A 24,442-nucleotide genomic window follows, 5' to 3' on the forward strand; every position below is an offset into this window, starting at 1 on the left:
TGGCCGCCGCGCCGCCCCACCAGGACGCGCGGCCGGCGGCAGGCCCCGATTGCGGGTCCGGCGTGGGGGAATTTTTCGAAGCTGACACGGATCGGTGGGCAGGATAATGGTCTTGCGGTATCGTCCCCACTTATACCTGAAACGCGCCCATTTCGCCGCCAATTTCGCCATGTCCACGCCCGTTTTGCTCGACCCCGCCCTCGCCTGGTCCGGCCACCTGCGCCGCCGCCTCGATGCCCATCCCGACCTGGCCGCCTGGCTTGCCGAGGCCGTGCAGCAGCCGCTCACGCCCGCCCGCATCAAAGCATGGCAAACCGAACTGGCCGGCCCGGACGCGCCGGACACGCTGCCGGTGGAATCCTGCCGCATGGTGCTGCGCAAGCTGCGCGAACGCGTCTTCAACGTGCTGATCGTGCGCGACCTGGCCGGGCAGGCGCCGCTCGAAGAGGTGGTGGGCGCCATGACCGCCCTGGCCGACCTGGCGGTGGCCGCCGCCTACCGCAGCGTGGCGGCCGAACTCGCGGCCGTGCATGGCGTGCCGCGCGACCCGGCCACCGGCAAGCCGCAGGAAATGCTGATCATGGGCATGGGCAAGCTCGGCGGCTGCGAACTGAACGTGTCCTCCGACATCGACCTCATCATGCTGTATGGCGAAGAAGGCGAAACCGACGGGCCGCGCCGCATCAGCCACCACGAGTTCTACGGCCGCCTGACGCGGCGCATGATGCCGGTGCTGTCCGAGGTCGACGCCAACGGGCAGGTGTTCCGCACCGACCTGCGGCTGCGTCCCGACGGCGACTCCGGCCCGCTGGCCTGGAGCCTGGACGCGCTAGAGCACTACCTGATCGGCCAGGGCCGCGAATGGGAGCGCTATGCCTGGCTCAAGGCGCGGCTGATTCCGGCCCAGGCCTTCGACGGCAGCGACAGCGCCGCGCAGGCGCGCCAGCTCGAAAGCCTGCGCGTGCCCTTCGTGTACCGCAAGTATTTCGATTTCGACGCCCTCGCCGCCCTGCGCGCGCTGCGCGAGCGCATCCGCCAGGACTGGCAGCGCCGCGCCCACGCGCGCAGCGGCATCGACAGCGCCAACAACATCAAGCTGGGCGACGGCGGCATCCGCGAGATCGAATTCGTGGTGCAGGTGGCCCAGCTGATCCGCGGCGGCCGCATGCCGGCGCTGCAAAAGCGCGGCCTGCTCGAAGCGCTAGAGGCCGAACGCGCGGCCGGCCTGATGCCCGAGGACGACGTCCGGCGCCTGGAGCAGGCCTACCGCTATCTGCGGCGCACCGAGCACGCCCTGCAATACCGCGAAGACGCGCAGACCCACCTGCTGCCCGGCGATCCCGCCCAGCGCGCCGAGCTGGCCGCCGCCCTGGGCATGAGCCCGCAGGACTTCGAAACCACGCTGGCGGCGCACCGCGAGTTCGTCTCGCAGACCTTCCGCAACGTGTTCCGCATCATGGGCATGGGCGAGACCGAGGAGCCGGCGCCCGCGCCCGGCGCCGCCGAACCCGCCGGCTGCCTGGAAACGCCGGACGGCAATTGCGAGCTGGGCGAACAGATCCGCCAGGCCTTCGGCGATTCCGCGCAGGACCTGCTGCGCCGCACCGAGACCCTGCTCAACAGCCACCGCATCCGCAGCCTGCCCGAGAGCAGCCGCAAGCGCATGGACATCCTGCTGCCCTCGGCGCTGCGCGCCGCGCTGCAGACGCCTGCGCCGCTGGAGGCCACGGTGCGCCTGTTCGACCTGATCGAAAAAATCGCGCAGCGCAGCGCCTACCTGGCCCTGCTGGCCGAGTATCCCGACACCCTGGCCCGCGTGGCCCGCATGGTCGCCGCCAGCCCCTGGGCCGCCCAGTACCTGACCCAGCATCCGCTGCTGCTCGACAGCCTGATCGACTGGCGCACGCTGTTCGAGCCGCTGGACTTCGCCCAGATCGCGCGCCAGCTCGGCGCGGACCTGGACGCCTGCCGCCTGCCCGACGGCGAGCCCGATATCGAACGCCAGATGAACCTCATGCGCGACGTGCAGCGCCAGGCCAGCTTCCAGCTGCTGGCGCAGGACCTGGAGGGCGAGCTCACCGTGGAAAAGCTGGCCGACCAGCTGTCCGCGCTGGCCGACGTGCTGCTCAACGAAACCATCCGCCGCGCCTGGCCGCTGGTGAACCGGGTGCCGGGCGCCGAACCGCGCTTCGCCGTCATCGCCTACGGCAAGCTGGGCGGCAAGGAGCTGGGCTACGCCTCCGACCTGGACCTGGTGTTCCTGTTCGACGACACGCGCGAGGACGCCGCCGAGGTCTACGCCAAGCTGGGCCGGCGCATGACCTCCTGGCTCTCGACCATGACGTCCTCGGGCCGGCTGTACGAGGTCGACCTGCGCCTGCGCCCGGACGGCGACGCCGGCCTGCTGGCCGTGTCGGTCGAGGCCTTCGAGCAGTACCAGCACAAGCACGCCTGGGCCTGGGAGCACCAGGCGCTGACGCGCGCGCGGCATGCCGCCGGCGACGCCGGCATCGGCGAGCGCTTCGAACGCATCCGCGAGGACATCCTGGTGATGCCGCGCGACGCCGCGGCGCTACGCGACGAAGTGCTGGCGATGCGCGAGAAGATCAACGCCGGCCATCCCAACACCGGCCCGCTGTTCGACCTCAAGCATGACCGCGGCGGCATGGTCGACGTGGAATTCGTCACCCAGTACCTGGTGCTGTGCCACTCAGGCACGCATCCGCAGCTGGTGCGCAACCTGGGCAATATCGCGCTGCTGCGCCTGGCCGGCGAGGCCGGCCTGATCGAGCCGGCGCTGGCCGCCCGCGCCGGCGACGCCTATCGCACCCTGCGCCGCGTCCAGCATCAGCTGCGGCTGCAGGGCGTGGAAAAGGCCCGCGTGCCGCCCGAGCAGCTGCAGGAAGAACGCGCCGCCGTGCGCGAACTGTGGGCGGCCGTGCTCGGATGAACCCGTGCGGGCGCGGCTGGCGGCAACTCGTCGTAAAATAAGGACTTTTCCGCATTTTTCCGTTTGCCAGCCATGTCCGACCTCGTGCGCCCCAAACTCGATCTGCCCGCCGGCCGCCGCAAGGTGCTGCTGCACTCGTGCTGCGCGCCCTGCTCCGGCGAAGTCATGGAGGCCATGACCGCCTCGGGCATCGATTACGCGATCTACTTCTACAACCCGAACATCCATCCGGTCAAAGAGTACGAAATCCGCAAGCAGGAGAACATCCGCTTCGCCGAACAGCACGGCATCGAATTCATCGACGCCGACTACGACATGGACAACTGGTTCGAACGGGTCAAGGGCCTGGAAGACGCGCCCGAGCGCGGCGAACGCTGCACGGTCTGTTTCGACATGCGCTTCGAGCGCACCGCGCTGTACGCGCACGAGCACGGTTTCGACACCATCACCAGCTCGCTGGGCATCTCGCGCTGGAAGGACATGAACCAGATCAACGGCTGCGGCGAACGCGCCGCGGCCCGCTACGACGACCTGATCTACTGGACCTACAACTGGCGCAAGGGCGGCGGCTCGTCGCGCATGATCGAAATCAGCAAGCGCGAGAACTTCTACCAGCAGGAATACTGCGGCTGCGTCTATTCGCTGCGCGACACCAACCGCCACCGCCGCTCGCAAGGCCGCGACCGCATCCACATCGGCGTGAAGTTCTACGGCAAGGAAGAGCTGATCAACGAAGAGTCGCTCTGAGCGGCCGCGGCGCTAGCGTTCCTGGCGCCGGTATTCCGACGGCGACACGCCGTAGCGTTTGCGAAACGCGTGGCTGAAGCGCGCGGCGTCCGAAAACCCATAGCGATAGGCGATGTCCCCGATCGGCCGGGCGGACTGCGCTGCGTCGCAAAGCGTGTCGCGGCAGCGCTCCAGCCGCGCGCTGAGGATGAAATCGGCGGGCGTGGTGGACGCTTGCGCGAAGAGCTTGTACAGATACCGCCGCGACACCCGGAAGGCCGCCGCCGCGCTGGCCGGAGACAAGGCCGGATCATGCAGGTTTTCGAGTATGTGCTGCTGCACGCGGCGCAGTTGCGCCTGGCGCAGTTCGACCTGGTCCTGCTCGGCCAGCGCGCCGGCCTGTTCGCTGATGTTCAGGCCCATCATCTGCAAGATCGCATTGGCGGCGTCGCGCGACGCGCTCTCCGACAGGTTGGCGTGCTCGTTCAACGCCACCCGCAGCAGGTCCATGGCCATCCGGCCGCAGCCCTGACGGGCGCTGAAGCGGCGCGCCACGGCATTGCGCATGAAAGGCTCCCAGGCCTCGACATGCTTGCCGGGCACCTGCATCACCAGGAAATGCGCGCCGTCGTCCACCTCGATCTCGTATGGGCGGGTGGTGTCGTAGATGCCCCATTCGCCCGGGGTCAGCAAGGCGCTGCGCCGGGCTTGGTGGATTTCGCTGCGGCCGGACAATTGCAGCGTCACTTTGTAGCCGGCCGCGACCGACTGGTCGGCCAGCAGCTTGCTGCGGCGCACGCGCTGCGCGCTGCTGCGCAGCTCGCTGACCTGCATCCAGCCCAGTGAGTCCACCGCCACGCTGTTGCGGAAGCGCGCTGGGAACACGGCGGATACTTCCAGGGGAACAAAGGTATCGCTGACACTTTCCTGCCAGCTGGCGCAATCCAGGAAGTGCCTGGGCGCGCTGCGCAAAAGGGATTGGGACATGGCGACTCCGGAATGCTGCCTCTTTCTAGCATCGGGCGGCGGGACGGGAACATCGGTAACAACCCCTAAGACAGCCGCCCCGCTAGGGTTTTCTGTCGCTCCCGTAGGAATATTCGGCCAGGTCGAAACCCTGCTTCGACAAGGCCTGCGCCAGCCCGTGGCGCACCGGCACCACGTCCTCGTAGCGGCGCCGCCGCGCCGCCGCCACTTCCTGTTCGGTGTAGGGACGGAAATCCGCGGGCAGTTGCGCGGCGCTGAAACTTTCCAGCAGCCAGTTCAGCACCGCCGCGAGTTCGGCGTCGCTCAACTGGGATTGCGCGGCGCCCGGCACCCGGATCAGGTATTCGCGGCCCGCCGGCAAGTGCACGAAAGCGCCGACGGAACCCCGGAAATCGGGAATGCCGTGGCGGCTGCTGCCGCGGCCGTCCACGCGATGGCAGCCCGCGCACTGCAGGACGTAATCGGCCCGCGCGTCCTGGCGCAACTGCGCCGCCGCGGAACCGTCGGGAGCGACGCCTTGCGCGACCACGGCCCGCGCCGCGCACAACAGGACGGCGGCGACGCAATGCCGCCGCCATCCCGCCCCCCGCCGCCCCAGCCCCCGGCTCATGGCTTCGGCTTCGTCTTGGCCAGTCCCACGATCACGGAGGTGGTGCAGTGGAAGATGGACGATTCGTTGGACATGCACCAGTTCACGTCGTTGTGCAGGAACATCTGGTAGCCGGGGCGCTCGCGCTCGGCAAAAGCGCACATGCACTTCCCGCAAGCCGCCTTGCCGCAGCAGTCGTTGTAGCTGATGAGGTAGTCCTTGCCGTCCAGCGGATTGTGGCAGGTTCCCACCCACGACACGGCTGAAGGCGAAGTGCCCGGCGGGCACGAGGTCATGCTGCCGCCGCAGCAGGAACACAGAAAGCCGTCCACCGCGCAGTAGCGCCAGTAGTCGCAGGCGGTGTCGTCCATCTGCGGCTTCTTGGGGGCCGCCGGCGCCGAGCGCGCCACGGGCAGTACCGGCATCAGGAAAGCCGTTCCCACCAGCGCCTTGCCGATGCGGTTGAGCACGCTGCGCCGGGACGTGGCGTGCGCGACCGAGCGCGTGGCGCGCTCTCCGAGTTTATCCAGCCAGTGCATTGCCGCTCTCCTTGCGGGAAATCCGGGTTTCTTCCAGCGCGCCGGCGGCCAGGAACTCCTGCACCGACGCCACGCCCAGTTCCTTGGCCGTGAACAGGCTTTCGAGCTGTTCGCGGGAATTGATCAGGCCCTTCGCTCGCAGCGTTCCGGTTTCGTCGATCAGCACGGCGTAGGGCAGCTTGCTGATCTGGAACTTCATGCCCAGTTCGGTCGACAGCAGGTACGGAAAACGCTCCAGTCCCGCCTGCTTGTAGAACGCCAGATGCTCGGGCATTTCGCCGTCGCTGGCCAGCACGATGCGCAGCCAGGCGCTTTCGGTGGCGGCCACCGATTTCAGGATCGGCAGCAGCTTCTTGCACACCGGGCAGGTCGGCGACAGAAAGAACAGCAGTTGGCTGTGCTGCCCGCGTTCGCCCACGACGATGCGCCGGCCCAGCAGGTCGGCAAGTTCGAAGCGCGGCGCCGGTTCGCCGACGCCGGGGCCCTTGTCCATCGTGAGCGCGCCCATCGGCGCCACGCGTTCGTACAGCACGCCGATCTGCCGCGACAGGGCCAGGATGACCAGCACCAGGCAAAGCACCACGCCCCACAGCAGGAAATTGGAAATGATCAAGGCATCCATGTGAAACTCCTTCAAAGGTTCCGCAGCTTGAGATGCGAGGCCAAGAGGTGATTGGCGGTGTAGTAAAGGGCCACCGCGGAGATCGCGAGGCCGAAGACGGCGGCGGCGTCCACCCATTGCAGGCCGCGAGAGCCACCCGCCGCGGCGTGGAGCGCGGGCGCCGTCCACGACGCCAGGACCGCGTTGCGCAGGACCAGCCACCAGGACAGCCCCGCGCCGCCCTGCCCGCCCCGTCCCGTGCCGCTGGCCGGACCGCCGCAGCCGCAATCGATGTCGCGATGGCCGCGCAGCAAGTTGAACGCCAGCGCCGCGGTGGCCGTCGCCAGCACCAGCAGCGCCAGTTGCGCCCCCGCCGCCTGGCGCGGCGGCGCCAGCAACAGGACGCCGGCCACGGCCTCGGCCAGCGCATAGGCCCATGCGAACGCACCGCTCCAGCTTTCGGGCAGGATCCGGTAGGCCGACACCGCCGCGGAGAAGCGCGCCATGTCCCGCAGTTTTTCCAGCGCGCCCAGAAGCAGCACGCAGGCCAGCGCCGCGCTCGCGGCATAGAGCAGTACGGGATCGTTCATGGCGCCCTCCAGGGTTGCGGCTCGACCTGCAGCGCAGTCTCGCCCGCGCCCTCGATCGTTCCCTTGAGAACGGGCGCGGCCGGCGCTGCGTCGTAGACGTTCACGTTGCCGCCGTCCAGCGTGTAGAGGCGCGGCGCCTCGTCCTGCGATACCGACATGGACAGTGCATTCCTGCCCGGCACCCGCGCCACCCGCTTGTGCGTGGACAGGTCGTAGACCCAGATCTCGGAGGCGGGCGTCTTGTGCGAGCCTTCGGCGCCGTTCGGATGCATGCCGACGTAGAGCCGCTTGCTTGCCTGGTTCACGGCCAGCAGGTTGTAGCCGCCGGGTCGCCAGCCCTGGTCCTTGCCCGACGCGTCCAGCAGGGACCACGGTTTGCCGAAGACGGCGTCCTGGCCGCTGAAATCCGCGCTGTACACGTTGCCGTTGTAGGAGACGAAATAGAACGTGTTGCCGAGGTTCTCGGTATGCGTGAAGACCGGGTCCTTTTCCGGATCGAACATCGGCTGGCTGCGCTGCTGGCCCGCCGGCTTGCCGGCCGCGTCCAGGTCGACGGTCAGCAGCGCGCCGTCGCCGCAGATGCTGGCGAAGCTGCGCGGGCGGGACGGCAGGACGATGATGCTCCAGCATCCCGCGGCGGCCGTGATTTCGTCGGTGAACTGGCGCGTCTTCAAATCCACCACCGTGACCGAGGACGCCGGCGTGGCGTTCTGCACGAACAGCAGCCCGCCGTCGGTGCTCTGGCGCAGGTAGTTGCGGTAGTTCAGCGCCTGCGCGCGCTTCTGCGGGATGGGCACCTCGAACCTGGGCGTCAGCGTCTCGGCGTCCCAGGCTTCGATCAGGTCGGTCCGCTTGCCGCGGTTGAGCCGTTCGTAGTAGGTCGTCATCACGTAGATGTCCTTGCCGTCCGCGGACACGGTCATGTGACCGTTGAACGAGGTGGGCACCAGCCCCAGGAATTTGCGGGTGTCGCCGTCGTAGATGTTGATCCGGCTGTCCACCAGGTGATTGAAGACGGCATCCATCACATACAGCCGGTGAGGCGTGGCAGGCGGCAGGCGGGCGCCGCCCTTGAGCTCCTCCACCGGCAGGTCCGCCCGGGCGAGCCCGGCCGCGGCGGCCAGGGCGGCGCACAGCGCCCACTGTCCCGCCCGCGATGTGCATGATCTGGCGCGTAGCGCATTCATCGATATTCTCCTCGTCTCATGATCGGATCTCCCTGGGCCTGCCGACGCTGAAAGCAGCCACGCACAGGCCTTAAAACGCGTAGACATAGCGCAGCTGCACGCCGCGCATGCGCGGCCCGTTCTCGACCTTCAGGTCGTGGATGTACTGCATCTGAATCTGGTTGGCGTCGTTGATCTGGTGCGTGAGCTCGACGGCCAACTGGTGGTTGCGGGCGCTGGTGGCCACGGTTTCGCCCGAGGAGGTCTCCCGCCCGCCGGTTTCGTAGCGATAGCGCACCCCGGTATAGGTGTCGGGCGTCAGGTTGGTCGACGCCAGGGCGAAAAAGCGGAACGAAGGATCTTTCTTCAGCGTCTGCCCATACCAGTCGGTGTTGCGGCCATAGATCTCCACTTCCGCGATGGCTTCGAGATAGGTGGATTCGCCTATCCCCTTCACGAAGGAAAAATCCTGGATGGTCGACCAGCGGTTCTTCCCGGGCGAGACATCGGGCCGCGAGCCGTCGTAGCGGCCCACCGGCGCAACGATGAACGGCTCCCAGGCGAACCAGGTTCTGGTCTGCTCATTGTTGTAGAACCAGATCGCCGACCCCAGCGTCAGGTCGCCTATGCCTGTCTGGTGGTCGCCCGGCGCGCCCGGCAGCTCCATCGACGTGCGGTACATCGGCACGATGAATTCGAGCTGCACCGTCTTGCCGTAAAACTCCCGGTAATGCATCTGGCGATACACCAGCGCGTTAACGTCCACCGAGGCGCCTCCCACCCGCTTGCCTTCGGCGTACAGCCCGGACGAGCGCAGCCCCGCCAGATAGCCTGCGACGAGATTGGTGCCCACCGGCGCGGGTATCCAATCGCGCGCGCTGGGATCTCCAGCCCATGCCGCCTGCGACGCCCCCGCGCAGGCCAACAGCAGCGCGGCGCGCGCGCGGGTCCGGCAAAGCCTGCTGCCTGCCATGTATTTCCCCTTGGTTCCGTGACGGCGCGGCCACCGGTATCTCCCGGTTTGGGCCGCGCCGCCGTTGTTAGTACGCCATGCAGACCGACTTCTTCTCCAGGTACAGATCCAGCACGGCGCGGCCGTGCTCGCGGCCAATGCCGGATTGCTTGAACCCGCCGAAAGGCATGTTCGGGTCCAGCATGTTGTGGGTGTTCACCCAGATGGTGCCGGCGTCGATGCGCGGGATCAGGCTTTGGACGCGGCCGAGGTCATTGCTCCACAGGCTCGCGCCCAGGCCGAAGGCGCTGTCGTTGGCCAGCCGCACGGCGTCGTCCAGGCTGTCGAAGGGCTGCGCCACGACCACGGGCCCGAAAATCTCTTCGCGCGCGATTCTTGCGTCGGATCGCAGGCCGGCAAAGACGGTGGGCTGCACGAAATAGCCTTGGCCCTCGCCGGCCGCGCCCCCCGCCAGCACCTGGCCGCCTTCGGCGCGCCCGAGACCGATGTAGTCCATGACGCGCCGCTGGTGGCGCGCCGAAACCAGCGGACCGATCTGCGTGGCCGGATCGAAGCCCGAGCCCAGCTTCATACCGGCGGCCAGGTCGGCCAGCCCCTGCACGACCTTGGCGTACAAGCCCTTCTGCACGTAGAGCCGCGAGCCGGCCGTGCACACCTGGCCCTGGTTGAAGAAAATGGCGGCGGCGGCGCCCTGCACGGCGCGGTCGACGTCGCAATCGTCCAGCACGATCACCGGGGACTTGCCGCCCAGCTCCAGCGACACCCGCTTCATGTCGTCCATCGCGGCGCGGCCGATCAGCTTGCCCACCTCGGTGGAGCCGGTGAACGCGATCTTGTCGACGCCGGGATGGGCGACCAGCGCCGCGCCCGCCGTTTCACCGCGGCCCGTCACGACATTGACCACGCCGGGCGGGAAACCCGCTTCCAGCACCAGTTCGGCCAGACGCAGCGCGGTCAGCGGGGTTTCCTCGGCGGGCTTGAGCACCACGGTGCAGCCGGCCGCCAACGCCGGCGCGATCTTCCAGATCGCCATCAGCAGCGGGAAATTCCAGGGAACGATCGCGCCGACCACGCCCACGGGCTGCGGCAAGGTCTGGGCGCTGTACCGGACGCCCGGCGGAAACGGAATGGACAGCGACAGCGTATCGCCGGTGATCTTGGTGGCCCAGCCCGCCATGTAGCGCAGCCACTGCGCGCCGGACCCGACTTCCAGCGCCTGCGCCACGCCCAGCAGCTTGCCATTGTTGAGCGTTTCCAGGCGGGCCAGCTCGTCGCCATGCTGCTCGACGAGGTCCGCCAGCTTCAGCAGCAGGCGTTCGCGGCCGGCGGGCAGCATATCGCGCCAGGGCCCGGCGTCGAATGCGCGCCTGGCGGCCTGCACCGCCTGGTCGATCTGGGCGGGACCGGCGTCCGGCTGGTGCGCGATCACCTGGCCAGTGGCGGGATCGTGCACGGCGATGGGCTGGCCCTGCCCTTCGCGCACGGGCTCGCCGTCGATCAGCATGGACTCTCTGATGGCGCCCAGTTCCGGGCGATCGGCGGGAACGGCAGAGGAAACGCTTGCAGCAGGCATTCGGAACTCCAGCGAACAGGTCGGAGCCAGAATAGCAACGGTGTCTGCGGCTGGCTTGTCGGGCCGTGCATGGCGATTTGTCATTCTGCGCACGGCCGGCGCGAAAAAAAACCGGCAGGAACGCGGAGTCGCGCCCCTGCCGGTCCCGCGCGGCCCCTGCCCGGGGCCGCGCGCCGTCATCCCCGCCTCAATCCAGCATCAGCACCGTCGCGCCCGTGGTCTTGCGCCCGGCCAGCGCCGTCTGCGCTTCACCGGCCTGTTCCAGCGTGTAGCGCTGGTCGATGCGGACCTTGATCTTCTTCTTCAGGACCAGGTCGAACAGTTCTTCGGAAGCGGCCTGCAGCTTGGCCAGCGTGTTGACGTGGATGCCCAGCGAGGGCCGGGTCACGTACAGGCTGCCCTTCTGGTTCAGCGTCGCCAGGTTGACGCCCGACACCGGGCCGGAGGCGTTGCCGAAGCTGACCATCAGGCCGCGCGGCTCGATGCAGTCCAGCGAGGTTTCCCAGGTGTCCTTGCCCACGCCGTCATAGACCACCGGCACCTTCTTGCCGCCGGTCAGTTCCAGCACGCGCTCGACCACGTTTTCGCGCGAGTAGTCGATGGTTTCCCAGGCGCCGTTGGCGCGGGCCAGTTCGGCCTTCTCGGGGCTGGAGACCGTGCCGATCAGCTTCACGCCCAGCGCGCGGGCCCATTGGCAGGCGATCAGGCCCACCCCGCCGGCGGCGGCGTGGAACAGAATGGTTTCGCCGCCCTGCAGGCGGTAGGTCTGGCGGAACAGGTACTGCACGGTCAGGCCCTTGAGCATCAGCGCGGCGGCCTCGTCGAAACCGATGCCCTTGGGCACCTTGACGACCTGGGCGGCGGGCACGTTGCGCGCCTCGGCGTAGGCGCCGATGGGGCTTTGGCCATAGGCGACGCGGTCGCCCTTCTTCAGGTGCTTGACGTCGGCGCCCACCGCGGTCACCTCGCCCGCGCCCTCGAAGCCCAGCCCGTGGGGCAGCGGGTGCGGATACAAGCCCGTGCGGTAATAGATATCGATGAAGTTCAGGCCGGCGGCGTGCTGCCGGATGGTGACTTCGTTGGCGGCGGGCGGCGGAACCTCCACCTCGGCCAGCTTCAGGACTTCGGGACCACCGTGCTGCTCGATACGAATTGCCTTGACGAGATTGCTGGCCATGCGGGCCTCCTTTCAATGGAAATAATGCGAACTAAGCGACAAAAACCGGATTCAACGCTCTGGCCGCGCCTCGCCCCGCTTGGCGGGCGCCGCGCGCCCCATCAAGGCGAACACGCCGGCCAGCACCAGGACCGTGCCTGCCATCTGCCACACCGTGATCGGCTCGTGCAGGAACCATGAGGCCAGGAACAGCACCGACACCGGCCCCACCATGCCCAGCAGCGAGGCGGTGGGCGCGCCGATCAGCGCCACCGCCCACATCAGCATGAACACCGGCACCACGGTGTTGAGCGTGGCGTGGATCACGGAATAGCCGTAGACCCCCGCCGGCTGGATCAGCATGGACGGCGGATGCACGGCGAAGAACTGAACGATGCAGGCCACGCACGAGACCGTCATGGCATAGGCCACCAGCCGCGTCGCGCCGATCCGCTTGACCAGTTCCCCCGAACAGATCAGGTACACAGAATAGCTTGCGGCCGACCCGAAAACGAATAAAGACCCCAGGAAGACCTCGCTTCCGCCGAAGGACAGGTCGTGCGCGAACACCAGCACCACGCCGGCGTAGGACAGCACCATGGCCATCCACTGGCGGCGCTCGATCGGGCGCTTGAACCAGAAGGCCGACAGCAGCACCACCAGCGAGGGCGAGAGAAACAGGATCAACCGCTCCAGGCTGGCCGTGACGTAGCGCAGCCCCAGGAAGTCCAGGAAGCTCGACAGGTAATAACCCAGCAGCCCCAGCACGCAGACCTGCAGGCGCTCTTTGGGCGTCAGGCGCACGATCTCGCCGCGCGCGGCGCGGCGCGACTGGGCCCAGGCCACGGCCGCGAAGAACGGCATGGCGAACAGCATGCGAAACGCGATGAGCGTGACCGCGTCGATGCCGTAGCGATAGGTGAATTTGACGACGATGGCCTTGGCCGAAAACAGCACCGCGCCCAGGGTTGCCATGATGAATCCGGCCGCGCGGCTGGAGGGACGGGAAAACGGCGAAAACTCGGCAAGGCGATTCATGCGATGATTTTATGTTCAGTGCAAAAATAAATGCACGCTCGGCGCCATACTTTTCTCGTGCCGGCGCCCCGCTTCCATGCATTCCAACCTGCCTCGCATGACCAGACACCGCGCCCTGACCTACATCCACATCGCCGCCGTGCTCTTCGGCCTGACCGGCGTCTTCGGCGAACTGATCCAGGCCAGCGCCGCCGTCATCACGCTGGGACGCGCCGTGTTCGCGGTGCTCGCGCTGGGCGTTTTCGCCCGCATGCGGCGCAAACCCCTGCTGGGCGCGCTGACCCCGGCGCAGCTGTTCGTGCTGGTGGTGGCGGGCGTGCTGCTGGCGGTGCACTGGGTCACGTTCTTCATTTCGGTCAAGGTCGGCGGCATCGCCATCGCGACGCTGGGCTTCGCCAGTTTTCCGGCCTTCATCACGCTGTTCGAGGGCCTGCTGTTTCGCGAGCGCATCCGGTTGGCCGAATGGCTGCTGCTGGGCCTGGTGACCGCCGGCCTGGTGCTGGTCACGCCCTCGTTCGACCTGGCCGACCAGGGCACCATCGGCCTGGCCTGGGGCCTGCTGTCGGGCCTGAGCTTCGCGCTGCTGGCGCTGAGCAACCGCCGCTCGGCCTCGGGCATGGACCCGATGCAAGTGGCCTGCTGGCAGAACCTGGTCGTGGCGCTGGTGCTGCTGCCGTTCGCCGCCGGCCAGCTGCCCGCGCTGCCGGCCCTGGACCTGTTCTGGCTGGCGCTGCTGGGCGTCTTCTGCACCGGGCTGTCGCACTACCTGTTCGTCTCCAGCCTGACGCGGCTCAACGCCCGCAGCGCCGGGCTGGTCATCGCGCTGGAGCCGGTCTACGCCATCGCCTTCGCCTGGGCGCTGTTCAGCCAGCAGCCCACGCCGCGCATGATGGCCGGGGCCGCGCTGATCGTGGCGGCCATCGTCTGGTCGGGCCTGCGCAAGCAGGCCCCGGCAGGCGCGCAGGCAGAGGCTGCCATGAAAGCACAACCTTGACAATAACTGACTAGGCAGTAAAATTCGGCGCATGAATGCCGCGCCGCCTCCTCCTTCCACGCCCGATACCCCCGTCCACTACCGCAGCGATACCCGCTGCATGATGGAGGAAAACGCCGGCTTCCTGATCAAGCAGGTCCATCATTCCCTGAACCGCATGCTGGACCAGGAAATGGCGCCGCTGGATCTCACCGCCATGCAATGGCGCCCCATCGCGCTGGTGTACCTGGGCCGCGCCGACACGCCGGCTGAGCTGGCCCGGCTCAACGGCATGGACACCGGCGCCATGACCCGCGCGCTGGACCGCCTCGAGGCCAAGGGCCTGCTGCGGCGCACGCGCAGCCAGGAAGACCGCCGCGTGGTCAAGATCGAACTCACCGAACTGGGAGAGGCCAAGGCGCGCGAGATCCCGGCCAACATCGCCCGCTCGCTCAACCATCACCTGCGCGGATTTTCGGCCGACGAAGTCTCCCAGCTCATGCATTACCTGCGCCGCATGCTGGCCAACGGCTCGGCCTGAGGCCGCCGGGGCAGGCACGCCCCCCCTGCATCGCAGGGGCCTTTTTTGGCATAATACCTGCCTAGGCAAATACAGATCAATCAATCATTTTCAGCTTACCGTCAGGATGAAACGCCTTTTCTCTACTGCTGTATTGGTGCTGGCCCTCGGCGGCTGCGCGCTGATCGAGCCCGGGCCCGAACCCGTGGCGGCGCTGGACGCGGCCAAGCTGGGGCTCACCGCCCAGGACGCCGACTGGCCCACCGACCGCTGGTGGCAGCGCTACGGCGATCCGCAGCTCGACGCCCTGCTGGACGAGGCGCTGGCAAACAACCCTTCGATGAGCGCGGCCCAGGCGCGCCTGGCGCGGGCCAACGCCGCCGTCAGTTCGGCGCGCGCGCCGCTGCTGCCGCGCGTGGACGCCAACTACACCCTGACGCGCGAGCACCTGTCCAAGGACTACATCTACCCGGCGCCGATGGGCGGCTCGGTGGTTAGCGACAACCGGCTGGCGCTGGACTTCAGCTACGAGCTGGACTTCTGGGGCAAGAACCGCTCGCGCCTGAAGGCGGCGGTCTCGGAACAGCAGGCCGCCGCGGCCGACGCCCAGGCGGCGCGCAACCTGCTGGCCAGCGCCACGGTGCGGGCCTACCTGAACCTGCAGAACGCCTTCGCCCAGCGCGACGTGCTCCAGCGCGTGCTGGCGCAGCGCGCCGAAGTGCTGGAACTGACCCAGGGCCGCTACGGCGCCGGGCTGGACACGCAGGTGGAGGTCAAACAGGCGGAATCCTCGCTGGCCGCCGGCAAGGTCGAGCTGACCCAGACCGAAACCACGCTGGCCCAACTGCGCAACCAGGTCGCGGCGCTGGCTGGCGCCGGACCGCAGCGCGGACAGTCCCTGACGCCGGTCGCGCTGACCGCGCCGGCCGGCGGCGTACCGGCCAGCGTGCCGCTGGACCTGCTGGGCCATCGTCCCGACGTCGCCGCCGCCAAGTGGCGCGCCGAAGCCGCCCGCCACGCCATCGACAGCGCCAAGGCCGAGTTCTATCCCAACGTGAACCTGGTGGCCTTCGCCGGTTTCCAGGCCATGGGCACCGGCAACCTGCTGGGCGCCGACGCCCGCATGGCCGGGTTCGGCCCGGCGGTCACGCTGCCGATCTTCCACGGCGGCGAACTCAACGCCAATCTGGCCGGCCGCCGCGCCGACGCCGACCTGGCCGTCTCGGACTACAACCAGACCGTGCTGGACGCGGTGCGCCAGGTGGCCGACGCGCTCGACGCCCTGCGCCTGCTGGACCGCGAAAAGGCCGAGCAGCGCCAGGCCCGCGAAGCCATCGACGCGGCCTACGACCTGGCCGTCAAGCGCTACAAGGCCGGCATGGGCAACTACATCTCCGTGCTCATCGCGCAGACCGGCGTGCTGACCCAGGCGCGCCTGGAAACCGATCTGCGCATCCGCGCCTACCAGCTCGACGCCAACCTGGCCAATGCCCTGGGCGGAGGCTACGTCCCCGCCGCCGGGTCCGAACCCGCCACGTCTTCCACTCATTGAACGCTCCCCGGATTCAGACGTCATGACCGCTGCCACTCCCGCCGCCAATCCCGCCCGTAAACGCCTGCTGCTGCTGGCCACCGGGGCCTTCATACTCGTCGCGATCGCCTACGGCATCTGGTGGGTGCTGTTCGGCGCCCACTTCGAAAGCACCGACGACGCCTACGTGCACGGCAACCTGGTGCAGATCACGCCCCAGGTGCCTGGCACGGTCGTGGCCATCGAGGCCGACGACACGGAAACCGTCGCCGCCGGCCAGCCGCTGGTGCGGCTGGACCCCGCCGACACCGACGTGGCCCTGCAACAGGCCCAGGCCAAGCTCGCGCAGACCGTGCGCCAGGTGCGCACCATCTATGTCCAGAACGACGCGCTGGCCGCCGACGTGGACCTGCGCCGCGCCGACATCCTGCGCGCGGAGGCTGAACTCAACCGCGCCCAAAGCGACGTCAAGCGCCGCCAGCTGCTGGCCAAGTCCGGCGGCGTCAGCGGCGAGGAAATCCTGCACGCCGAAGTCGCGCTGAAGTCGGCCCAGTCCGGCTTGGCCCAGGCGCGCGCCGCGCTGGCGGCCTCGCGTGCCAAGCTGGAGACCAACCAGGCCCTGACCGAGGGCACCACGGTGGCCGAGCATCCCGACGTGCGCCAGGCCGAGGCTGGCCTGCGCAACGCCTGGCTGGCGCAGTCGCGCACCGTGCTGCCCGCCCCGGTGGCCGGCATCGTGGCCCGGCGCAGCGTGCAGGTCGGCCAGCGGGTCGCCCCCGGCTCGGCGCTGATGACGGTGGTGCCGCTGGACCAGGTCTGGGTGGAAGCGAATTTCAAGGAAGGCCAGCTGCGCAAGATGCGCATCGGCCAGCCGGCCAAGCTGGTGGCCGACCTGTACGGCAGCTCGGTGACCTATCACGGCACCGTCGCCGGCCTGGACGCCGGCACCGGCAGCGCCTTCGCGCTGCTGCCGGCCCAGAACGCCACCGGCAACTGGATCAAGGTGGTGCAGCGCGTGCCCGTGCGCATCGCGCTGGACCCGGAAGACCTGAAAAAGCACCCGCTGCGCGTGGGCCTGTCGATGGACGTGGAAGTCGACGTGGGCAAGCAGGAAGGCGAGCCGCTGACGCAGGCCGAACGCAAGGAGCCGGTCTGGTCGACCCGCGCCTTCGAGCCGGCCCATGACGAAGTCGACGCCATGATCGCCAGAATCATCAAGGCCAACCTCGCATCATGAACGCCACCGCCCAGCCCGCGGGCGCGGCAGCCGCCCCCCAGCCCGCCCGGCCGCCGGGCGCCCATCCGCCGCTCGAAGGCGCGACCCGCATCATCGGTTCGATCGCGCTGTCGACGGCGGTGTTCATGAACGTGCTGGACACCTCGATCGCGAACGTGTCCATCCCCACCATCTCGGGCGACCTGGGCGTCAGCACCAGCCAGGGCACCTGGGTCATCACCTCGTTTGCCGTCGCCAACGCCATCACGGTGCCGCTGACCGGCTGGCTGACGCAGCGCTTCGGCCAGGTGCGCCTGTTCCTGATCTCGACGCTGCTATTCGTGCTGGCCTCGTGGCTTTGCGGCTTCTCGCCGTCGCTGGAGGCGCTGATCGCGTTCCGCGTGCTGCAGGGCGCGGTCGCCGGCCCCATGATCCCGCTGTCGCAGGCGCTGATGCTGGCCAGCTTCCCCAAGTCCAAGTCGGGCATGGCGCTGGCGGTCTGGTCCATGACCACGCTGGTCGCGCCCGTCGCCGGGCCGCTGCTGGGCGGCTGGATCTCCGACAACTACACCTGGCCGTGGATCTTCTACATCAACGTGCCGGTGGGCCTGCTGGCCGCCTGGATCAGCTGGCGCATCTACGGCAACCGCGAATCGCAGACCCGCAAGCTGCCGATCGACAAGGTCGGCCTGGCGCTGCTGGTGGTCTGGGTGGGCGCGCTGCAGATCATGCTGGACAAGGGCAAGGAACTGGACTGGTTCGCCAGCTCCACCATCATCGCGCTGGCCGCGATCGCCTTCGTGGCCTTCGTTTTCTTCCTGATCTGGGAACTGACCGACGCCCACCCCGTGGTGGACCTGCGGCTCTTCAAGATCCGCAACTTCACGGTCGGCGCGCTGACGCTGGCGGTGGCCTACGGCGTGTTCTTCGGCAACGTGGTGCTGCTGCCGCTATGGCTGCAAAGCAATATGGGCTATACGGCCACCTACGCCGGCCTGGTGACCGCGCCGGTGGGCCTGCTGGCCATCCTGCTCACGCCCATCGTCGGCCGGATGCTGGCCACGCGCGCCCCGCGCCAGATCGTGACGGTGGCCTTCCTGATCTTCGCGCTGGTGTGCTTCATGCGCTCGGGCTTCAATACGCAGACCGACGTGCGCACCCTGATGACGCCGACCATCATCCAGGGCGCGGCGATGGCGGCCTTCTTCGTGCCGCTGACCGCGATCACGCTCACCAGCATCGAGCCATGGCGCATTCCCGCGGCCTCGGGCCTGTCGAACTTCCTGCGCCTGACCGCCGGCGCGTTCGGCACCTCGATCTCCACCACGCTGTGGGAAAACCGCGCCACCATGCACCACGCCCAGCTGACCGAAGCCGCCCGCCCCGGCGAGCCGGCCTTCGACCATACGCTGAACACGCTGCAGAACAGCCTGGGCGTGTCGCACCAGCAGGCGCTCAGCATGATAGACGGCATGATCAACGGCCAGGCCTTCACCATGTCGGCGCTGGACGTGTTCTACGCGTCGGCGATCATCTTCCTGGCGTTGACCGGACTGGTATGGTTCGCGCGCCCGCGCTCGGCCCAGGGCGGCGGCGGCGGCGGCGCAGCCGAGGCGGCAGCCGGAGCACATTGATTGGGTCCCCCCCTACCCGCTGACGCGGGCCCCCCAGGGGGCGGCACTGGCGGACCGGCGGAGCCGGATCCGCTGTGCCCCCGATCGGGCGGCGGTGTTTGCCGGCGAGGGTTATTCCTTTAGCAAGGTCTGCCAGTCGAGGCGTTCGATGATGTCGGCCGACAGCGCGCTGATGGGCGACAGGTTGAACACCGAGACGCCCCGGGCGCGCCATTGCGCGGACGCGAAGCGGAAGGACGGCTCGATCAGCTGGGTGAAATTGCGCGCCAGCCGGCTGGCCTGGGGCGTCTGCCCCTCGTCGTAGAAACGCAGCCCGTTCTGCAGCGTCAGGTCCAGCCCGTGCACGTAGATCTGGCGGGCGCCGCCCGAGATCAGCACCTGCAGGGCCGCATAGGCCACGGTGTCGGCGTCGAACACGCCGAGCGCCGCGTCGAAGCTGTAGCCCAGCCCCTGCTTGGCGTCCAGCAGCTGCACGTCGGGCGTGACCGCGGCCATGCGCTTGAGGACGGACGGCGCGGCGCTGCGCTGGTAGGCGCGCTCGGAAATCAATTCGATGATGCAGACGCGGCAGCGGATCGATTCCTGCGGGATGCCCTGCATGATGTAGCGCAGCACCTCGGGCAGGACGTAAAGCGTCAGGTCGCGCGAGACGATTTCACGCACCAGGTCGATGCGGTCCCTGACGAAATTCTGGTCGATGATGCAGTAGTACTTGAACGGCAGGTCGAACTTGCGCGCCAGCGCGATGGCGCCATTGACGCCCATGGCGGCGCGGATGTCGAGCCGGTCGTAGGGGATCTGGGCGACCGAGGGGCCGCTCAGGATCAGATGCATGGTGACGTCGGCGGGGTCGTATCCCTGCCGCAGCGGCGTGACCGGCAGCGAGCGCCCGAAGGCGCGAAACCCGCAAATCGCGCCGGCGCGGTCGCGCCAGATCCGGACGAAGGGCCACAAATGCTGGTTGTGCCGCTGCGTGCGCGAGCGCAGCAAGCGGAAAAGCTTGCGCACGAACCGGTCAGCCCGCCCGCCGCCCACATGGACGGCGGGGGAGGAAAAAGCCGAATCTTCCATCTACTAGGGCCTGTTAACACAAACCGCGAAGACCATCAGCCACCAGCACAAAGCTGAGGAAGCCCAGGTACATTGCATCGAGCTTCTCGAACCGAGAGAAAATTCGACGGTAGCCCTTCAGTCGCCGAAACAGCCTCTCGACCTCGTTGCGGCGCTTGTACATCACCCGGTCGTATTCCCAAGGCTCGATCCGGGTCCTCACCGGTGGCACTACTGGGATGAACCCCAGATCAAGGGCCAGTTGGCGCGTCTCGTTGCCCTCGTACGCCCGATCCATGAGCAGGTTAATTGGGCGGCTTGCAGGCCCAAGGCTTTGCAGCAGGCGCCTTCCCTCGGGGGCATCGTGGGCCTGTCCAGGCGACAGGCAGAACGTCACGGCCGTTCGAGCATCCGCGGCAACCATATGAATCTTGGTGTTCCATCCGCCTCGGGACTTGCCGATGGCCTGTGGGCCGTTTTTTTTAGAGCGCCAGTTCCATCGGGATGCACCTTGATACTCGTGGAGTCCAACGAAACCACCTCGATCTTCACGCGCACCAGCTGCTCGCGCTGCAGCTCCTCGAACATCTTGTCCAGCACACCTGCTTTGGTCCAGCGGCGCATGCGCGTGTAGATCGTGTGCCAATTGCCGAACCGATTGGGCAGCCCGCGCCACTTGCAGCCGTGTTCGGCCACATACAGCATGGCATTGACCACTTGCAGATTGCTCAGCCTGACGTTGCCACGCTGCACTGGCAAGCAGTGTTCGATGCGTTTGAATTGCTCGGGGGTGATCTCCATGCCTGCACTTTCACATCTGATCTATCAGAACGCAATTAGTGTTAACACGCCCTAGCCTAAAGCCCTGAGCGCGGGCCGCCCTCAGCCGGCCGCGATCAGCGACGCGATCGCGCTGCCGACCTCGGCGGTCGAGGCATTGCCCTGCATGTCCCGCGTGCGCGGGCCTTCGGCCAATACCGTTTCGATCGCCTTGACGACGGCGGCCGAAGCCTCGGGGTAACCCAGGAAATCGAGCATCAGCGCCCCGCTCCAGATCTGGCCGATCGGATTGGCGATGCCCTTGCCATAAATGTCCGGCGCCGAACCGTGCACCGGCTCGAACAGGGACGGGAACTTGCGGTCGGGGTTCAGGTTGGCCGACGGCGCGATACCGATGGTCCCGGTGCAGGCCGGCCCCAGGTCGGACAGGATGTCGCCGAACAGGTTGGAGGCCACCACCACGTCGAACCAGTCGGGGTGCTGCACGAAGTGCGCGCACAGGATGTCGATGTGGTATTTGTCCCAGCGCACGTCGGGATAGCTCTGCGCCACGTCGGCCACGCGCTCGTCCCACCACGGCATGGAAATCGAAATGCCGTTGGACTTGGTGGCCGCGGTCAGGTGCTTGCCGCGCTTTTGCGCCAGCTCGAACGCGAACTTCAGGACGCGGTCGGCGCCCACGCGGGTGAACACGCTTTCCTGGATGACGACTTCGCGCTCGGTGCCGGCGAACAGGCGGCCGCCGCTGTTGGAGTACTCACCCTCGGTGTTCTCGCGCACGATGTAGAAATCGATCTCGCCGGGCTTGCGGTCCTTGAGCGGCGACGGCACGCCGGGCATCAGGCGCACCGGGCGCAGGTTGATGTACTGGTCGAATTCGCGGCGGAACTTGAACAGCGAACCCCACAGCGCCTCGTGGTCGGGCACGGTGGCGGGCCAGCCGATGGCGCCGAAGAAAATGGCTTCGTGCTGGCCGATACGGGCTTGCCAGTCGTCCGGCATCATGGCGCCGTGCTTGGCGTAATAGTCGCAGCTCCAGTCGAAATGGTCCCACTGGAAATCGATGCCGAAGCGCGTGGCCACCGCGTCCAGCACTTTCAGGCCTTCGGGCACGACTTCCTTGCCGATTCCGTCTCCGGGGATTACTGCAATCTTGTGTTTCTTTGACACCGCGTCTTCCTCTGTTTTTTACCGGGTCCGCCTGTGGAAAAGGCTACGGAAAGCCTTGCGCAGACCCTGGGGAATGCCCCGCCCGAAATGATAGACACAAACGGGCACGGCGCAACACCCTCGCTTACCGCAGCCGCTGCGACAGCCCGCCCTTTTACAAAAAACCCGTTTCGAAGCGCTACCCGATCCGCCTCAGCGCCGGCCCTTAGAGCCCAGCAGGGACCCGAGTATGCCGCGGGTCAGCTCGCGCGCGATCGAGCGCATGGTGCTCTTGGCCACGCTCTGGACGATGCCGTCGCGCTTGCCGCCGCGCGGCCCGGTCGAGCCGAACAGCACGTCGTTCAGGCTGTCCATCAGCCCGCCGCCGGCATCGGCCGGCGCCTGGCCGGCGCCCTGCCCGGCCTCGGGCTGCGCGCCCGGCGCCGCCTCGGCCGGCTTGGCCGCGCGTCCGGCCAGCACCTCGTAGGCCGATTCGCGGTCGATGGCTTTTTCGTACTTGGCGGCCAGCGTGCTGCCCTGGCGCAGCGCCTGGCGCTCGGCGTCGGTGGCCGGGCCGATGCGGCTGGCCGGCGGCACGATGTAGGCGCGCTCGGTGGGCATGGGGCGGCCCTTGGCGTCCAGCAGCGACACCAGGGCCTCGCCCACGCCCAGTTCGGTGATGGCCGCCTCGATGTCCAGGCCGGGATTGGGCCGCATGGTCTGCGCCGCCGTCTTCACCGCCTTCTGGTCGCGCGGCGTGAAGGCGCGCAGCGCGTGCTGCACGCGGTTGCCGAGCTGGCCCAGCACCGTATCGGGAATGTCCAGCGGGTTCTGCGTCACGAAATAGACGCCCACGCCCTTGGAGCGGACCAGCCGCACCACCTGCTCGATCTTGTTCAGCAGCGCGGCCGGGGCGTCGTTGAACAGCAGGTGCGCCTCGTCGAAGAAGAACACCAGCTTGGGCTGGTCCATGTCGCCCACCTCGGGCAGCTTTTCGTACAGGTCGGCCAGCAGCCACAGCAGGAAAATCGCGTACAGGCGCGGCGCCTGCATCAGCTTGTCGGCGGCCAGCACGTTGACCATGCCGCGGCCCTGGGCGTCGGTGCGCATCAGGTCGGCCACGTCCAGCATCGGCTCGCCGAAGAAGCGATCCGCCCCCTGGGACTCCAGGGCCAGGAGGCCGCGCTGGATGGCGCCGATGCTGGCCGAGGACACGTTGCCGTAGCGCGTCTTGAGCTGCGCCGCGCGGTCGGCCACGTCCTGGAGCATGGCGCGCAGGTCTTTCAGGTCCAGCAGCAGCTGCCCTTCGTCGTCGGCCACCTTGAACACCAGCGTCAGCACGCCTTCCTGGGTGTCGTTCAGCTCCAGGATGCGCGACAGCAGCAGCGGCCCCATGTCGGACACGGTGGCGCGCACCGGCAGCCCCTGCTCGCCGAACACGTCCCAGAGCGTCACCGGGCTGGCGCCCCAGGCCGGCTCGTCCAGACCCAGGTTCTTGAGGCGTTCCATGAGCTTGGGGCTGGCCGTGCCGGCCTGCGAAATACCGGTCAGGTCGCCCTTGACGTCGGCCATGAACACCGGCGTGCCGATGCGGGAAAAGGACTCGGCCAGCACCTGCAGCGTCACCGTCTTGCCGGTGCCCGTGGCGCCGGTGATGCAGCCGTGCCGGTTGGCCAGGGCGGGCAGCAGCGCCAGCTCGGCCTGGGCGTTCTTGGCGATGACGATGGGGTTGGGCATGGACGGCTCTCCGGACCAGGAAACTGAGGGATGCCCAAGTGTAGAGCCTCGCGCGCGGCTTGTGCGCGTGGCAATAAGGGTACAGGCGGGCGGGCTTGCGGCCGGCCCCCGGGCGCGCGGCCCGCCGTCACGGTAAAATGCCATTTTTGCAGACAATTTATCCTGGGAAGCCATGGCCGGACACAGCAAATGGGCCAATATTCAGCACCGCAAAGGGCGCCAAGACGCCAAGCGCGGCAAGCTCTGGACCAAGATCATTCGTGAAATCACCGTGGCGGCGCGCGCCGGCGGCCCCGACCCCGACAGCAATCCGCGTCTGCGCATGGCCTGGGACAAGGCCACCGACGCCAACATGCCCAAGGACAACATCCAGCGCGCCATCCAGCGCGGGGCGGGCGGCGCCGACGGCGACGCCTACGAGGAAGTGCGCTACGAAGGCTACGGCATCGGCGGCGCGGCGGTGATCGTCGACTGCATGACCGACAACCGCACCCGCACCGTCGCCGAAGTGCGCCACGCCTTCGCCAAGAACGGCGGCAACCTGGGCCAGGAAGGCTCGGTGGCCTTCATGTTCAAGCATTGCGGCCAGTTCGTGTTCGCGCCTGGCACCTCTGAAGACAAGGTCATGGAAGCCGCCCTCGAGGCCGGCGCCGAAGACGTGACCACCGACGAGGAAGGCGTGATCGAAGTGGTCTGCGCGCCGGCCGACTACGCCGCCGTGCGCCGCGCCTTCGACGAGGCCGGCCTGAAGGCCGAAGTCGACGGCATCGTCATGAAGGCCCTGAACGAAACCGAACTGGCCGGCGAAGACGCCGTCAAGATGCAGAAACTGCTCGACGCCCTGGAAGGCCTGGACGACGTGCAGGAAGTCTATACCACCGTCGTTTTCGACGAAGCGCAGTAAATCCTCCCTCCCCTGCGCTGCGTCGCGGGGGTGTTAATCGGGGCCGGGCCATCCCGGCCC

22 protein-coding genes are annotated in these 24,442 nt (G+C 67.9%); 8 read left to right on the forward strand and 14 right to left on the reverse strand.

Annotated features, from left to right (window positions below):
• Positions 1 to 169: 169 nt before the first annotated feature.
• Together glnE and C1I89_RS05795 are read left to right on the forward strand one after the other, a co-directional pair.
• Positions 170 to 2,950, forward strand: a complete 2,781-nt coding sequence (gene glnE / locus C1I89_RS05790) for a bifunctional [glutamate--ammonia ligase]-adenylyl-L-tyrosine phosphorylase/[glutamate--ammonia-ligase] adenylyltransferase (protein WP_102771886.1) — start codon at positions 170 to 172, stop codon at positions 2,948 to 2,950.
• Between the two features lie 72 nt (positions 2,951 to 3,022).
• The gene (locus C1I89_RS05795) at positions 3,023 to 3,697 is read left to right on the forward strand and encodes an epoxyqueuosine reductase QueH (protein WP_102771764.1); all 675 of its coding nucleotides are present in this window, start codon (positions 3,023 to 3,025) and stop codon (positions 3,695 to 3,697) included.
• A 12-nt stretch (positions 3,698 to 3,709) separates the two neighbouring features.
• On the opposite strand, the gene C1I89_RS05800 is transcribed toward C1I89_RS05795, so the two are convergent.
• The 10 genes from C1I89_RS05800 to C1I89_RS05845 form a co-directional block, all read right to left on the reverse strand.
• On the reverse strand, positions 3,710 to 4,663 hold the full coding sequence (locus C1I89_RS05800; RefSeq protein WP_102771765.1) for a helix-turn-helix domain-containing protein: 954 nt from the start codon (positions 4,661 to 4,663) through the stop codon (positions 3,710 to 3,712).
• 82 nt (positions 4,664 to 4,745) lie between these two features.
• The gene (locus tag C1I89_RS05805; protein WP_246842573.1) at positions 4,746 to 5,192 is read right to left on the reverse strand and encodes a c-type cytochrome; all 447 of its coding nucleotides are present in this window, start codon (positions 5,190 to 5,192) and stop codon (positions 4,746 to 4,748) included.
• A gap of 77 nt (positions 5,193 to 5,269) precedes the next feature.
• On the reverse strand, positions 5,270 to 5,791 hold the full coding sequence (locus C1I89_RS05810; protein ID WP_102771767.1) for a methylamine dehydrogenase light chain: 522 nt from the start codon (positions 5,789 to 5,791) through the stop codon (positions 5,270 to 5,272).
• Complete coding sequence (gene mauD, locus C1I89_RS05815) at positions 5,775 to 6,413, reverse strand: methylamine dehydrogenase accessory protein MauD (protein WP_102771768.1); 639 nt, start codon at positions 6,411 to 6,413, stop codon at positions 5,775 to 5,777. The genes C1I89_RS05810 and mauD overlap by 17 nt, the downstream gene beginning before the upstream one ends.
• Positions 6,414 to 6,424: 11 nt before the next feature.
• Positions 6,425 to 6,982: a MauE/DoxX family redox-associated membrane protein gene (locus C1I89_RS05820; RefSeq protein WP_102771769.1), complete on the reverse strand. Its 558-nt coding sequence runs from the start codon at positions 6,980 to 6,982 to the stop codon at positions 6,425 to 6,427.
• Positions 6,979 to 8,169 (reverse strand): amine dehydrogenase large subunit, encoded by a 1,191-nt coding sequence (locus C1I89_RS05825; RefSeq protein WP_102771770.1) that lies wholly within the window; start codon positions 8,167 to 8,169, stop codon positions 6,979 to 6,981. Before C1I89_RS05825 ends, C1I89_RS05820 begins: the two co-directional genes overlap by 4 nt.
• 70 nt (positions 8,170 to 8,239) lie before the next feature.
• Positions 8,240 to 9,121 (reverse strand): transporter, encoded by an 882-nt coding sequence (locus C1I89_RS05830; protein WP_102771771.1) that lies wholly within the window; start codon positions 9,119 to 9,121, stop codon positions 8,240 to 8,242.
• 67 nt (positions 9,122 to 9,188) lie between these two features.
• The gene (gene styD / locus C1I89_RS05835) at positions 9,189 to 10,694 is read right to left on the reverse strand and encodes a phenylacetaldehyde dehydrogenase StyD (RefSeq protein ID WP_102771772.1); all 1,506 of its coding nucleotides are present in this window, start codon (positions 10,692 to 10,694) and stop codon (positions 9,189 to 9,191) included.
• Positions 10,695 to 10,881: 187 nt separating this feature from the next.
• On the reverse strand, positions 10,882 to 11,871 hold the full coding sequence (locus C1I89_RS05840) for a quinone oxidoreductase family protein (protein WP_102771773.1): 990 nt from the start codon (positions 11,869 to 11,871) through the stop codon (positions 10,882 to 10,884).
• 51 nt (positions 11,872 to 11,922) lie between these two features.
• Positions 11,923 to 12,888, reverse strand: a complete 966-nt coding sequence (locus tag C1I89_RS05845) for a DMT family transporter (protein ID WP_102771774.1) — start codon at positions 12,886 to 12,888, stop codon at positions 11,923 to 11,925.
• 97 nt (positions 12,889 to 12,985) lie between these two features.
• Between C1I89_RS05845 and C1I89_RS05850 the strand changes: the two genes are divergently transcribed.
• From C1I89_RS05850 to C1I89_RS05870, 5 genes are all read left to right on the forward strand, one after another.
• Positions 12,986 to 13,882 carry a DMT family transporter gene (locus C1I89_RS05850; RefSeq protein WP_102771775.1) on the forward strand — a complete coding sequence of 299 codons (897 nt, stop codon included), beginning with the start codon at positions 12,986 to 12,988 and terminating at the stop codon, positions 13,880 to 13,882.
• Between the two features lie 31 nt (positions 13,883 to 13,913).
• Positions 13,914 to 14,402 carry a MarR family winged helix-turn-helix transcriptional regulator gene (locus C1I89_RS05855; protein ID WP_102771776.1) on the forward strand — a complete coding sequence of 163 codons (489 nt, stop codon included), beginning with the start codon at positions 13,914 to 13,916 and terminating at the stop codon, positions 14,400 to 14,402.
• 106 nt (positions 14,403 to 14,508) lie between these two features.
• A complete protein-coding gene (locus tag C1I89_RS05860; protein WP_102771777.1) occupies positions 14,509 to 15,933 on the forward strand; it encodes an efflux transporter outer membrane subunit in 1,425 nt (474 codons plus the stop codon).
• Between the two features lie 22 nt (positions 15,934 to 15,955).
• Positions 15,956 to 17,149: an HlyD family secretion protein gene (locus tag C1I89_RS05865; protein WP_102771778.1), complete on the forward strand. Its 1,194-nt coding sequence runs from the start codon at positions 15,956 to 15,958 to the stop codon at positions 17,147 to 17,149.
• A complete protein-coding gene (locus tag C1I89_RS05870) occupies positions 17,146 to 18,762 on the forward strand; it encodes a DHA2 family efflux MFS transporter permease subunit (RefSeq protein ID WP_102771779.1) in 1,617 nt (538 codons plus the stop codon). The genes C1I89_RS05865 and C1I89_RS05870 overlap by 4 nt, the downstream gene beginning before the upstream one ends.
• A gap of 111 nt (positions 18,763 to 18,873) precedes the next feature.
• Here C1I89_RS05870 and C1I89_RS05875 read toward each other — a convergent pair whose 3' ends face one another.
• The 4 genes from C1I89_RS05875 to C1I89_RS05890 all read right to left on the reverse strand — a co-directional run bounded on the left by C1I89_RS05875 (position 18,874) and on the right by C1I89_RS05890 (position 23,478).
• The gene (locus C1I89_RS05875) at positions 18,874 to 19,833 is read right to left on the reverse strand and encodes a hypothetical protein (RefSeq protein WP_102771780.1); all 960 of its coding nucleotides are present in this window, start codon (positions 19,831 to 19,833) and stop codon (positions 18,874 to 18,876) included.
• Positions 19,834 to 19,846: 13 nt separating this feature from the next.
• Positions 19,847 to 20,613, reverse strand: a protein-coding gene (locus C1I89_RS05880; RefSeq protein WP_102771781.1) for an IS5 family transposase whose coding sequence is annotated in 2 segments (ribosomal slippage) — positions 19,847 to 20,298 and positions 20,298 to 20,613 — 768 coding nt in all. Because the reading frame shifts where the segments join, the coding sequence is not laid out codon by codon here.
• Between the two features lie 81 nt (positions 20,614 to 20,694).
• The gene (locus C1I89_RS05885; RefSeq protein ID WP_102771782.1) at positions 20,695 to 21,762 is read right to left on the reverse strand and encodes a tartrate dehydrogenase; all 1,068 of its coding nucleotides are present in this window, start codon (positions 21,760 to 21,762) and stop codon (positions 20,695 to 20,697) included.
• A gap of 192 nt (positions 21,763 to 21,954) precedes the next feature.
• Positions 21,955 to 23,478 carry a helicase HerA-like C-terminal domain-containing protein gene (locus C1I89_RS05890; RefSeq protein ID WP_102771783.1) on the reverse strand — a complete coding sequence of 508 codons (1,524 nt, stop codon included), beginning with the start codon at positions 23,476 to 23,478 and terminating at the stop codon, positions 21,955 to 21,957.
• A 172-nt stretch (positions 23,479 to 23,650) separates the two neighbouring features.
• On the opposite strand from C1I89_RS05890, the gene C1I89_RS05895 reads away from it, so the two are divergent.
• Positions 23,651 to 24,382 carry a YebC/PmpR family DNA-binding transcriptional regulator gene (locus C1I89_RS05895; RefSeq protein WP_102771784.1) on the forward strand — a complete coding sequence of 244 codons (732 nt, stop codon included), beginning with the start codon at positions 23,651 to 23,653 and terminating at the stop codon, positions 24,380 to 24,382.
• Positions 24,383 to 24,442: the final 60 nt, after the last annotated feature.

The sequence above is a fragment of the Achromobacter pulmonis genome (assembly GCF_002885955.2).
Taxonomy (GTDB): domain Bacteria; phylum Pseudomonadota; class Gammaproteobacteria; order Burkholderiales; family Burkholderiaceae_B; genus Achromobacter; species Achromobacter pulmonis_A.